General features: G+C 73.0%; 9 protein-coding genes and 1 pseudogene. 8 read left to right on the top strand and 2 right to left on the bottom strand.

Annotation, left to right across the window (positions count from 1 at the left end; translation table 11 throughout):
- Nucleotides 1-95: 95 nt before the first annotated feature.
- A complete protein-coding gene (locus ABD207_RS02725) occupies nt 96-632 on the bottom strand; it encodes an HNH endonuclease (protein WP_167998117.1) in 537 nt (178 codons plus the stop codon).
- 334 nt (nt 633-966) lie between these two features.
- Here ABD207_RS02725 and ABD207_RS02720 point away from each other — a divergent pair, with 334 nt between their 5' ends.
- The 6 genes and pseudogenes from ABD207_RS02720 to ABD207_RS02695 all read left to right on the top strand — a co-directional run bounded on the left by ABD207_RS02720 (nt 967) and on the right by ABD207_RS02695 (nt 8,685).
- The gene (locus ABD207_RS02720) at nt 967-2,064 is read left to right on the top strand and encodes a mechanosensitive ion channel family protein (RefSeq protein ID WP_344009757.1); all 1,098 of its coding nucleotides are present in this window, start codon (nt 967-969) and stop codon (nt 2,062-2,064) included.
- A 219-nt stretch (nt 2,065-2,283) separates the two neighbouring features.
- Nucleotides 2,284-3,501 (top strand): ROK family transcriptional regulator, encoded by a 1,218-nt coding sequence (locus ABD207_RS02715; protein WP_344009756.1) that lies wholly within the window; start codon nt 2,284-2,286, stop codon nt 3,499-3,501.
- Nucleotides 3,502-3,685: 184 nt separating this feature from the next.
- Nucleotides 3,686-4,047 (top strand): annotated as a pseudogene (locus tag ABD207_RS02710) (ABC transporter substrate-binding protein); the annotation flags it as partial.
- Nucleotides 4,048-4,712: 665 nt separating this feature from the next.
- Nucleotides 4,713-6,104: a hypothetical protein gene (locus tag ABD207_RS02705; protein ID WP_344009820.1), complete on the top strand. Its 1,392-nt coding sequence runs from the start codon at nt 4,713-4,715 to the stop codon at nt 6,102-6,104.
- 17 nt (nt 6,105-6,121) lie between these two features.
- A complete protein-coding gene (locus tag ABD207_RS02700; RefSeq protein ID WP_344009818.1) occupies nt 6,122-7,264 on the top strand; it encodes a transporter substrate-binding domain-containing protein in 1,143 nt (380 codons plus the stop codon).
- A 53-nt stretch (nt 7,265-7,317) separates the two neighbouring features.
- Nucleotides 7,318-8,685: a hypothetical protein gene (locus ABD207_RS02695; protein WP_344009755.1), complete on the top strand. Its 1,368-nt coding sequence runs from the start codon at nt 7,318-7,320 to the stop codon at nt 8,683-8,685.
- An 895-nt stretch (nt 8,686-9,580) separates the two neighbouring features.
- Here ABD207_RS02695 and ABD207_RS32075 read toward each other — a convergent pair.
- Nucleotides 9,581-9,919 (bottom strand): hypothetical protein, encoded by a 339-nt coding sequence (locus ABD207_RS32075; protein WP_425580616.1) that lies wholly within the window; start codon nt 9,917-9,919, stop codon nt 9,581-9,583.
- 1 nt (nt 9,920) lies between these two features.
- On the opposite strand from ABD207_RS32075, the gene ABD207_RS02690 reads away from it, so the two are divergent.
- Both ABD207_RS02690 and ABD207_RS02685 read left to right on the top strand, forming a co-directional pair.
- Entirely contained in the window at nt 9,921-12,164 is a 2,244-nt protein-coding gene (locus ABD207_RS02690) for a serine/threonine-protein kinase (RefSeq protein ID WP_425580615.1), read from the top strand.
- The coding region (locus ABD207_RS02685) for a zinc ribbon domain-containing protein (protein WP_425580614.1) at nt 12,165-12,509 on the top strand (345 nt) is incomplete at its 3' end.

The following is a 12,509-nucleotide window of genomic DNA, read 5'->3' as shown; positions in this document are numbered from 1 at the left end:
GGGGAACGGGGGTCTCCCGGGGCCGGCCGCCAGGACCGGTCGCCGCCGGGCGGGACGCACGGCCGACTCGGCGGGACACACGAAGGCCCGGATCGTCAGGCGGAGATGCCGTCGATCCGGGCCAGGACGTCGTCCGCGCCGTACGGCTGCAAGTAGGGCAGCCAGCGCGGGTCCCTATGGCCCGTGCCGATGATGCGCCAGGCCAGACCGGTGGGCGGGGCCGGCTTGTGGCGCAGGCGCCAGCCGAGTTCGCGCAGATGCCGGTCGGCCTTCACGTGGTTGCAGCGGCGGCAGGAGGCCACCACGTTGTCCCAGACGTGCTTGCCCCCACGACTGCGCGGGATGACGTGGTCGACGCTGGTTGCGACGCCACCGCAGTACATGCACCGGCCCCCGTCACGGGCGAACAGCGCCCGCCGCGTCAGAGGAACGGGCCCCCGGTAGGGAACACGCACGAAACGCTTGAGCCGGACCACGCTGGGTGCGGGGACGGTGACGGTTGCGCTGTGCAGATAGGCGCCGGACTCCTCGAGGCAGACGGCCTTGTTCTCGAGGACGAGCACGAGCGCGCGGCGGAGCGGTACGACGCCGAGTGGCTCGTACGACGCGTTGAGGACCAGGACATGCGGCACGGATGCCTCCTTGTACGCCGGCGGCGCGTGGCTCGCGCCGGGACGATTTCGTAGTCAGTTTCCTCTCATGCCAGGTGAACGCGCCACCATGTCCCGGTAACGGGCTGGGAGTGTTTTCGACCACACAGGAGTGTCTTCCCCCGGACCATGGCCGGTTCAAGCGCAGGTGAGGGCCATTACTTCTTCACCGAGGCTGCGGGGTCCTCCACAATGCCCCGATAGTGTGGTGGTTCTGCCGTACCGGTGACCCTTTCGTAATCGGCATGACCTTGCCGAACTGATGTGACCGTGGCTATCGCACCGGGGGCAGAACGTGCACCTGGAGGTACCTGCCGTGTCCTTGCCCGTTGCGGACGTCGCCCTGGCGGCCGTGAGTCCCTCGCCGACCCCCTCGGAGACCGAGACACCGACCGTGCCCTCGCTCCGGGACGCCCAGGAGAGCGCCACCAACGCCGCCGGCTGGGTGGAGCAGAACTGGTCGACGTGGCTGGCGATCGGTCTGCGGGTGCTGCTGATCGTGGTGATCGCCGTGGTGCTGCGGGTGGTGGTGCGCAGAGCCATCACCAAGCTGATCGAGCGGATGGCCCGTACCGGCGAGGCGGTGGACGGCTCCGGTCTCGGCGGGCTGCTGGTCAACGCCGAGCGGCGCCGCCAGCGCTCGGCGGCGATCGGCTCGGTACTGCGCTCGGTCGCGTCCTTCCTGATCATGGGCACGGCCGCGCTGATGGTGCTGGGCACCTTCCAGATCAACCTCGCCCCGCTGCTGGCCTCCGCCGGTGTGGCCGGTGTGGCCATCGGTTTCGGCGCCCGCAACCTGGTGACGGACTTCCTCTCCGGCGTCTTCATGATCCTGGAGGACCAGTACGGCGTCGGCGACACCATCGACGCGGGCGTGGCCTCCGGCGAGGTCATCGAGGTCGGGCTGCGGGTGACCAAGCTGCGCGGCGACAACGGTGAGATCTGGTACGTCCGCAACGGCGAGGTCAAGCGGATAGGCAACCTCTCCCAGGGCTGGGCGACCGCCAACGTCGACGTCACCGTCCGCTCCGACGAGGACCTGGACCGGGTGCAGGCCACCCTCGTCGAGGTCGCCGAGAAGATGAACAAGGAGGAGCCCTGGAACGAGCTCCTGTGGAGCCCGGTCGAGGTCCTCGGCCTGGACTCGGTGCTCCTTGACTCGATGGTGGTCCGCGTCTCGGCGAAGACCATGCCGGGCAAGTCCCTCTCCGTGGAGCGCGAGCTGCGCTGGCGTATCAAGCGGGCCTTCGACGCCGCCGGCATCCGCATCGTGGGCGGCGCCACGACCCCGGAGGACCCGGAGCCGGGCCCCGACCCGGCGGCCTCCGTCGCCCCGCCGTCGGCGTACGCCAGCTCGGTCTCCCCGCAGTCGGTCGCGGCGTCCCCGCTGACGCCGCCGAGCACCACGAAGTAGCCGATCCGGCACGCCGAAGGGCGGCACCCGGTGGTCACCGGGCGCCGCCCTTCTCGCGTCCCCGCGCTCTTCGCGCCCCTTCCCCCCTCCCATTTGACGCCCGTTCCCCGGCGGGCGTACGTTCCTGGCATCGATAGGAAACTTTCCTAACAGTGACTGGACGACCGCCACCGGCCGTTGAGAAGCTGGGCAGTCGACGAGAGGCAGGTGTCGCACCCCATGGCAGGAACCGCCGGCACGCCGGGCACCCCGCGCGTCCTGCGCGCCATGAACGACCGCGCGGCCCTGGACCTGCTGCTGGAGCACGGCCCGCTGTCCCGCACCCGGATCGGCAAGCTGACCGGCCTGTCCAAGCCCACCGCCTCCCAGCTCCTGGCCCGCCTGGAGGCGGCCGGGCTGGTGCTCGCCACCGGCACCACCGCCGGCCGGCCCGGCCCCGGCGCCCAGCTCTACGAGGTCAACCCGGCCGCCGGATACGCCGCCGGGCTCGATGTCACACCCGAGCGGATCCTGGCGGCCGTCGCCGACATCACCGGACGCACGGTCGGCCGGTACGAGCTGCCCACCCCCGGCCGCCGGCCCGCCGTCCCGGTCGTGCAGCAGGTCACCGACGCCCTGGACGGCGCGGTGAAGGAGGCGGGACTGTGCCGGTCGGACATCCACCGCCTGGTCATCGGCACCCCGGGCGCCTTCGACCCGAACACCGGGCGCCTGCGCTACGCCTCCCACCTGCCCGGCTGGCACTCCCCCACGCTGCTGGAGGAGCTGGCCGCCGCGCTGCCCATGCCGTTCGAGTACGAGAACGACGTCAACCTGGTCGCCGTCGCCGAGCAGCGGCTGGGCGCGGCCCGCGGCCACGACGACTTCGTCCTGCTGTGGAACCAGGAGGGCCTGGGCGCCGCCCTGGTCCTCGGCGGGCGGCTGCACCGGGGCTTCACCGGAGGCGCCGGCGAGGTCGGCTTCCTGCCGGTGCCGGGCACGCCCCTGGTCCGCCAGGTCACCAAGGCCAACAGCGGCGGCTTCCAGGAGCTGGCCGGCGCCCAGGCGGTCCCGAAGCTGGCCCGCGAGCTGGGCATCGGCGACATCCCCCAGGGCCACTACACCGAGGTGGCCGCCGCCCTGCTGGAGCGCGCCGCCGGGGCCGCGGAGCGGGACGAGCGCCACCGCGCCCTGCTGGCCACCTACGCGACCCGGGTCGCCACCGGGCTGGCCTCCCTCGTCTCCGTCCTCGACCCCGAACTCGTCGTCCTGAGCGGCACCGGCCTCACCTCCGGCGGCGAGACCCTGCGCGCCCTCGTCCAGGCCGAGCTGGAGGAACTGGCCGCCTCCCGCCCGCGGCTGGTCACCGGCGACGTCCGGGAGCACCCCGTCCTGCGCGGCGCCCTGGAGAGCGCCCTGGCCACGACCCGCGACGAAGTCTTCGACACCTCCCGCTGACACCCCCGCCCCTTCCCTGACTCGGCACCAACTCCCTCTCACTGATTCCGGCACCAACTCCCTCTCACTGACTCCGGCACCACCCTCCCTCCACCGCCCCACGGAGCCCCTCCCACCGCAGGAGCCCCTCTCACGCCCTACGGAGCCCTGTCATGCCCGGAACAAACCGAAAGCGGCGTTCACCCTGGCCGCGGTCACCTCCCTCGCCCTGCTGTCGGCCGCCTGCACCGGCCAGTCCGGCACCGGAGCCACCGACGACCCGAACGCCGAGACCACGATCACCTTCTGGCGCGGCTGGAGCGCCCCGCCGAGGTGAAGGCGGTCCAGGAGAACATCGACCGCTTCGAGAAGGCCCACCCCGACATCAAGGTGAAGGTCGTCGGCAACATCAACGACGACAAGCTCAACCAGGCCCTGCGTGCGGGCGGTTCCAAGGGCCCGGACGTGGTGTCCTCCTTCACCACCTCCAACATAGGCAAGTTCTGCTCCTCGGGCGCCTTCCTCGGCCTCGAGCCCTTCATCGAGAAGTCGAAGCTCGACCTGGATTCGGTACTACGGCTGACCTCCCGTCGGCGGCATTGGGCACCCGGCGTGGGTGCGGGCCGGGGGTGGGGTGCGCTGGCCCCGCTGAAGGGGTGCCTCCCCCACTCTCGGCTGCGCTCGAGCGGGGGCACCCCCATCGCCCACCCTCCCCCACTCCCGACTGCGCTCGAGCGGGGGACCCCCATCGCCCCAGCGGCACGACTGCCCGCAGCTACGCGGGCCCGGCTGCCGCAGCGGGGCGGCCGTGGTGCCCGCAGTGGGTGCAGTCGCGCGCGGCGCCCAGCCGAAGCGGGGCGTAGGCGTGGTGCACTCGCGCGCGGCGGGGAGGGGCCGGGGTGGTGGTGTCCGCCCGCAGCGGCCGGCGCGTCCGCGCCAGTACCCCGGTAGGAAGCCGATTTCGCGCCAGACCGAGGACGGATACCACCACCCCGGCCCCGACTCACCCACCCACCGCGGGCGCTACGCGCACCCCCACCGGAGCCGCAGTGGCGCCGCAGGCATGGCCACGCGAACCCCCACCGGCCCGCGGGCACAGTCGACGCGCAACCTCACCCAGCCGCAGCGGGAACCGAAACCGGGCCTGACGGCGTATTGGTGAGGAGGTGCAGATGTCAGTCCCAGCGGCAATACTTGCCGCGACAGATGACCATGGGGGAGGTCAAGTGACACTGACACAGACGCACAGCGCCGAGGCACCACCGGCCTCACCGGCCTCACCGGCGGAGCCGCACGCCCCCACCCCACGCCGCCGCACCGCCTTCGCGGAAGGCATCGACCACCTCCGCCACGCCGCCACCACCGAACCCGGCCGCCTCCGCATCATCGGCGCCCTCCTCGCCGCCCTGGTCCTCGGCTTCGGCGCCGTCACCGCCTGGCAGACCACCGAACGAGCCTCCGCCGCCGACGACGTTCTCACCAGCAGCCAGCCCCTCAGCTCCGACGCCGCCGACATCTACCGCTCCCTCGCCGACGCCAACACCGCAGCCTCCAGCGGTTTCCTGGCGGGCGGTCAGGAGACCGCCGAATCCCGCGCCCGCTACGAGAAGGGCATCCGCACCGCCGCCGGCAAACTCGTCACCGCCGCGGCCAGCGCCGACCCGGACTCCCCCTCCACCCCCACCATCACCAAGCTCAACCGCCTGCTCCCCGAGTACAAGGGCCTGGTCGAACGCGCCCGCACCTACAACCGCCAAGGCTTCCCGGTCGGCGGCGCCTACCTCCGCTACGCCAACGAGAAGATGCAGCAGGAGATGCTCCCGGCCGCCGAGGAGCTCTACACAAAGGAGAACCAGCGCCTGCAGTCCGACTACGGACGCGCAACCCCCTACCCCTGGCTCGCCATCGCCCTCGGCACCGCCGCCCTCACCGCCCTCGCCTGGGCCCAGCGCCGCAACTACCTGCGCACCAACCGCGTCCTCAACCACGGCCTGGTGGCCGCCACCGCCACCACCACCGCCGTCCTCCTCTGGCTCCTCGTCGGCCACACCGTCGCCCGCTCCGGCCTGAACGACTCGCACGACCACGGCGTCCGCTCCCTCACCGTCCTCAACGACGCCCGTATCGCCTCCCTCAAGGCCCGCGGCAACGAGAACCTGACCCTGGTGGCCCGCGGCGCGGAGACCCGGCAGGTCGGCGACGAGACCGTCGACGCGTACGACTACGACTTCGAACGCAACATGGACACCCTCGCCAAGGGTCTCACCCACGCCCGCCGGCTCGCCGACGACAGCACCGGCGAGAAGCCCGTGACCGCCGCGGTCGGCAACATGACCGAGTGGCACAAGCGCCACGACGCGGCCCGCAAGCAGGACGACAACGGCAACTACCAGCAGGCCCTGAACATGGTCATCGGCGCCAAGGGCACCACCGGCGAGTGCTTCGACAGCGTCGACGCCAACCTCGCCGCCGCCCTGAAGCACGAACAGCACGAGTTCAAGTCCGCGGCCACCGGCGGCCGCGACGCACTGACCGGCCTGCCCGTGGGCGCCGCCGTCCTCGCCGTCATCGGGGCACTGGGCGCGGTGCTCGGCATCGGCCGCCGGCTGTCGGAGTACCGGTGAGAGGGGGCGTGACGGGCATGCTGAACAAGGCACGACGGATGCGGGCCGGCCTGCGGGGCTGGGGCGGTGTGGGCGCGATGTTCACGGCCTGCGCCGTGGCCCTCCTCCTCGCACTCCTGCTCACCTGCACGGGCTCGGCGGTCCACGACACCCCCGACGCCGCCCCCGCGGCCGAAACCGGCGCGAACTCCGCACCCAACGCACCGAACACACCCAACACAGCACACGCACCCAACACAGCACACGCACCCGGCACAGCCGGCGCAGCCGACAAGGCGGAGGACTGCACCGCCCCCGAGAAGCAGACCCTGCCCCCCTCCGACGCCGACGGCCCCACCATCGAGGCGATCAAGAACCGCCCCGGCGAGAAGCGCAAACTCATCGTCGGCGTGGACCAGAACAGCTACCGCTGGGGCTACCGCGACCCCAACAGGCGCACCAGCGGCAACGGCGGCAACAACACCAGCCTCGAGGGCTTCGACATCGACCTGGTGCACCGCATCGCCGAGGACATCCTCGGCGACCCCGACGCCGTCCAGTTCAAGGCGATCCCCACGGCCCAGCGTATCCCCGCGATCAAGAGCGGCCGCGTCGACCTGGTGGTCCGCACCATGACGATCACCTGCGACCGCCTGAAGGACGTGGCCTTCTCCGCCCCGTACTTCAAGACCGGCCAGCAGGTCCTGGCGCCGAAGACCTCACCGATCACCGGCTACGACGAGACCCTGGCGAACCGGAGGATCTGCACCGCGAAGGGCTCCACGGCGTACGCGAAGCTGGAGGAGGACAAGAAGAACGGCGACCTGCCCGCCTCCACGGACATCTCCACCCAGGTCCCCAACCAGCTCGACTGCCTGGTGCGGCTCCAGCTCGGCGAGGTGGACGCCGTCGTCAACGACGGCGCACTCGCGGCGAGCCAGGCCGCGCAGGACCCGACGGTGGAGCTCAAGGGCGACGCCTTCACGACCGAGTACTACGGCGTGGCGATGAAGAAGGACGCGGACGACCTGGTACGCCGGGTCAACCAGATCCTGGTCGATTGGCGGAAGGACACCCAGAAGGGATGGCAGGCGTCGTACGACCAATGGTTGTCAGCGACACTTGCCGGGGATTCATCCAAGTCGGAACCACCTGCACCGGAGTACCTGCGCAAGAGCTGAGCGGACTCCGGCCGACCCCACAACCGGATCCAACCCGCAACGAGAGGTGATCGATGGGCGACACGGACCCCACCGGGCCGGTGATGGACCGGGACGAGGTGGACCGTGCGCTGGCGCGGCTCGGCGCCGAGCACGAGGCGATCGAGACCTCGCTGCTCGCCCTGCAGGACCACGCGGGCCGGAGACTCCTGGAGGGTGCCCGGCTGACCGGCGTCACCGCGGAACGCTGGAAGTCCACCGAGGCGGCGATCACGCTGCTGTGGACGTACTTCGACGCGTACACGGACGCGCTGCGCACCGCCCGCGAGATCAGGTCCCGCCGCCGCTGGTCCAGCCGCGAGGACCTGGTGGAGCTGACGGAGCTGCTGCGCGGCGAGTGCGTCACGGTCGCCGGCTCGGCGGCCGTCACCGCCAACGCGCCCACCCTGCACGGCGAGCAGCAGGGCCGCCTCACCGAGCGCTACTCGCTGGCCGGCCTCGTCGACCGGATGAACGCCCTGTACGCGTCCTCGCTGGACGTGGTGGTCGCCGCGGACGCGGTGTGGTCGGCGCTGCCCGCGCGGATAGATCTGCTCGCCGCCGAGCTGCAGCGCACCCGCAAGCTGGCGCACTCCGTGGGCGTGCGCCCCGGCGAGCACCCGGCGGGCGACGACCTGGAGCGCATCACCCGCACCCTGACCAAGCTGCGCGAGGAGGTCGTCTCCGACCCGCTGGCGTTCTGGCAGCCGGCCGAGGGCAGTTCGGCACCGGGCGGCGGCAAGCCCGACACCACCGTCTACGACCGTGAGGCGCGAGCCCTGGAGGACGTCCGCCGGGAGATCGACGCGGTGCTGACGGTCCGCCAGGACGCCGAGAAACGCATCGTCCGCCTGCGGGACCTGCTGACCCGCGCCGACCGCACGCTCGCCGAGGCCCGTACGGCGCGGGGCGAGGTGCTGGCGAAGATCGCCGCCACGGAGGTGCCGGTCGTCAGCGGCCCGCCGACCGTACTGCAGGAGCAGCTGGCCACGGCCGCGGAGTACCGCAGGCAGGCGCAGTGGCACCGCCTGTCGCCGCTGCTGGAGTCGCTGGAGCAGAAGGCGGAGGACGAACTGCTGCGGGCCCGCGAGTCGTTGACCGCCGTCACCGCGCCGCTGGCGGTCCGCGCCGAGCTGCGCGGCCGGCTGGACGCGTACAAGGCGAAGGTGGCCCGGCACGGGCTTGCGGAGGATCCGCTGCTGATCGAGCGGTACGAGAAGGCGCGCCGCATGCTGTGGAGCGCGCCCTGTGATCTGCGCGCCGCCGAGCAGGCCGTGCTCCGCTACCAGCAGGCGGCGGCCGAACTGCTCGGCTCCGCCCCGCGGGTGCCCGGCCAGGCCGGCCCGGAGGACCGGAGGGGGTCGGTCCGGCGCATGAGCGACGAGGGGGAGGCAGCGACATGAGCGAGCCGGACAACCAGACACGCAACCCGGCACCGGACCAGGCACCCGACCCGGCGTCGGCACCGACGCCGTCCCCGGCAACCACCCCCCCGGCGACCCCGGCCTCGAACTCGACGCCCGACCCTGCGCCGGCCTCGACATCGCACCCGTCGCCGCGCCCCGCACCGGCCCCGGCAGCGCACCCGTCACCGGCCCCGACGTCGCACCCATCGCCGTCCCCGGCATCCACCCCGACGCCGTCCCCGGCATCCACCCCGACGCCGTCCCCGGCATCCACCCCGACGCCGTCCCCGGCAACCACCCCCCCGGCGACCCCGGCCTCGAACTCGACGCCCGACCCTGCGCCGGCCTCGACATCGCACCCGTCGCCGCCCCCCGCACCGGCCCCGGCAGCGCACCCGTCACCGGCCCCGACGTCGCACCCATCGCCGTCCCCGGCATCCACCCCGACGCCGTCCCCGGCAACCACCCCCCCGGCGACCCCGGCCTCGAACTCGACGCCCGACCCGTCGTCGGCCCCGACATCACACCCGTCGCCGCCCCCCGCACCGGCCCCGGCAGCGCACCCGTCACCGGCCCCGACGTCGCACCCATCGCCGCCCCCGGCATCGGCCCCGGCGTCGAACGCTGTCCCCACGCCAACACCCCACCCGGCGCAGCGCCTGCAGCAGATCCCGGCCCAGCCGCGCACCCCGCCGCAGCCGAACTCGGCACAGCCGCCCGCCGCCCAGCCCGCATCACCGCACCAGTCCGCACCCGCACCCGCACCCGCACAGCGCAACGAGCCACCGGCCCACGCACCCGAGCCGCCCCAAGCTGCCCAAGCTGCCCAGGCCCAGCCCTCGGCTGCCGCCCAGGCCCAGCGCCCCTGCCAGCGCCCCGGCTGCGACGGCAGCTACGAGGACGTCGGCGGCGGCGAGCTGTACTGCGACACCTGCGGCCTCGCCCCGGTCGTCTCCTCCAGCGGCATGGTCGGCTCCGCCCCGACCGGCATCACCGCCGGCGGCAAGGGATCCGGCGGTTCGGCCGGCAGCCGCAGCGGCCGTTCCAGCAGCCGCAGCTCGCGCGCGAGTTCCCGCACCTCGTCGCAGTCGTCCAAGTCCCGCCGCTCGGTGTCCGGACGCCTCTCCCGCTCGCTGTCCGGCCGCAGTTCGGGCCGCTCGGTGTCGGTGCGCAGCTCCGGCTCGGCGGCCGGTTCCTCGGGCCGGGGCCGCCTCGGCGCCGGACTGGTCACGGTGCCGCCGATCCCGCGCCCCGATCCGCGCACCATGGTGCTGCAGAACCCGGAGGTGCCCGAGCGGAAGCGGTTCTGCTCGCGGTCGGACTGCGGCGCCCCGGTGGGCCGGGCCCGCAGCGGCCGGCCGGGCCGCGTGGAGGGCTTCTGCACCAAGTGCGGCCACCCGTACTCGTTCATCCCCAAGCTGCGGCCCGGGGACGTGGTGCACGGCCAGTACGAGGTGGTCGGCTGTCTGGCGCACGGCGGCCTGGGCTGGATCTACCTCGCGGTGGACCGGGCGGTCTCGGACCGCTGGGTGGTGCTCAAGGGCCTGCTGGACACCGGCGACCAGGACGCGATGGCGGCGGCGATCTCCGAGCGGCGCTTCCTGGCGGAGATCGAGCACGCCAACATCGTGCGCATCTACAACTTCGTGGAGCACCTGGACCAGCGCACCGGCTCCCTCGACGGCTACATCGTGATGGAGTACGTCGGCGGCAAGTCGCTGAAGGAGATCGCCAACGCCCGCCGCACCCCGGACGGCAGGCGGGACCCGCTTCCGGTGGAGCAGGCCTGCGCGTACGGCATCGAGGCGCTGGAGGCCCTCGGCCATCTGCACAGCAGAAACCTTCTGTACTGCGACTTCAAGGTCGACAACGCGATCCAGAGCGAGGATCAGCTGAAGCTGATCGACATGGGCGCGGTGCGCCGCATGGACGACGACGAGTCGGCCATCTACGGCACGGTCGGCTACCAGGCGCCCGAGGTCGCCGAGAGCGGCCCCTCGGTGGCCTCGGACCTGTACACCGTCGCCCGGACGCTGGCCGTGCTCACCTTCGACTTCCAGGGCTACACCAGCGTCTACGTCGACTCGCTGCCCGACCCGGACACCATCGAGGTGTTCCGGCAGTACGAGTCCTTCTACCGGCTGCTGGTCCGCGCCACCGATCCGGACCCGGCGCGCCGGTTCGCCTCCGCGCAGGAGATGAGCGAGCAGCTGACCGGTGTGCTGCGCGAGGTCGTCTCGCTCCAGACGGGCCGGGCGCGCCCCTCGCTGTCCACCCTGTTCGGGCCCGAACTCCGCGTCACCGACACGGATCTGTTCCCGGAGCCGGCCGGTGAGGTCTCCGTCCTGGGCACCCGCCCGGTGCGCGCCCGCAAGCGGGCCAAGGCAGCCACCACCCCCGCGGCCCCCGCGCCCACCCCTGGCACCCCGCCCGTCCCTGCCCCTCCCCCCGTTCCTTCCGCCTCCGCCGCCCCGGCTCCCGTCGGCGCACCCGCAATCGCCCCCGCCCCCGGGACCGTCGGCCCGGCCCTGGTCCGCCCCGTCAACACCCCGGCCGCCGCGCTGGCCCTGCCCGTGCCGCACGTCGACCCGTCCGACCCCAACGCCGGTTTCCTGGCGGGCCTGCTGACCTCCGCGCCCGGCGGGGAGCTGATCAACGCGCTGGCCGCCGCGCCCTCCCCGTCGGCCGAGACCCGGCTGAGGCAGGTGCGGGCCTGGCTGGAGGCCGGCGACGCGGGCACCGCCCTGGAGACGCTGCGCATCCTGGAGGAGCAGGACCCGGACGACTGGCGGGTGGTCTGGTACCGGGGCCTTGCCTCCCTGGTCACCGGCGACTTCGAGGCCGCCGCGCTGTCCTTCGACGCGATCTACGACGCCTTCCCGGGCGAGATCGCGCCCAAGCTGGCGCTGGCGCTGTGCGCCGAGGTGCTGGGGCAGCTGGACAACGCCGCCGAGTACTACCGCCTGGTGTGGGCGACCGATCCGAGCCATGTGAGCGCGGCGTTCGGTCTCGCCCGGGTCCAGCTGGCCACCGCCGACCGGGCCGCCGCGGTCCGGACGCTGGAGTCGGTGCCGGAGTCGTCCATCCACTACACGGCCGCGCGTGTGGCGGCCGTGCGGGCGCGGCTGCGCGGACGCGCCGCGGCGCCCGGTGACGTACGGTTCCTCGACGACCTGACCGCCGCCGCAGGTCAGGTCGAGGCCCTGGAGGCGTACGGCCTGGACCCGGCGCGCCGGGAGCAGTTGGCGGCCGAGGTCCTCGGGTGTGCGCTGGACTGGGTACTCTCCGGGGACCAGGGTTCCGTTCTCTTCCGCGCAGGGGGACGGACGCTGCTCGGCAGCGGGCTGGACGAGCGGGGCCTGCGCTTCGGTCTGGAGCGTTCGTACCGCATGCTGGCCCGGCTGGCGCGGAGCGGTGAGGAGAGGATCGACCTGGTGGAACGTGCCAACCGTTACCGCCCCCGGACGTGGGTGTAGTTGATGTCGCAGATGCCTCAGCAGGCCGCTCTGTCGAAGTGCCCGAGCTGCGAGGAACCCCTCGAGGCGGGTGATCGTTTCTGCGGTGCGTGCGGTTACGACCTGTCCGCCGTCCCCGCGCGGCCTCAGGACCAGCCCACGATCGCCATGAACGGCTCCGTGCCGCCGCCGAGTCCGCCGGAGGGCGGCTTCCCGCCGCCCCCGCCCGCGCCGCCCGCCGCGCCGTCCTGGCCGGCCGCGCCCGGCTCCCCGGGCACGCCCGCATCCAGCGAGACCCACCGGCCGGACGCGGCGGGTCACGGCCCCGCGGAGGGTTCCGCCGCGCCGTTCCCGGCCGCCCCGCAG

This window comes from Streptomyces thermospinosisporus, from assembly GCF_039526425.1.
Classification (GTDB): Bacteria; Actinomycetota; Actinomycetes; order Streptomycetales; family Streptomycetaceae; genus Streptomyces; species Streptomyces thermocarboxydovorans.
This window is presented reverse-complemented; position numbering and strand designations above follow the sequence as displayed.

Bases quoted from the DNA above. Each gene is read 5' to 3' on its own strand.
- ABD207_RS02715 (WP_344009756.1), top strand. From the start codon at position 2,284: ATGGCAGGAACCGCCGGCACGCCGGGCACCCCGCGCGTCCTGCGCGCC.
- ABD207_RS02700 (WP_344009818.1), top strand. From the start codon at position 6,122: ATGCTGAACAAGGCACGACGGATGCGGGCCGGCCTGCGGGGCTGGGGC.
- ABD207_RS02695 (WP_344009755.1), top strand. From the start codon at position 7,318: ATGGGCGACACGGACCCCACCGGGCCGGTGATGGACCGGGACGAGGTG.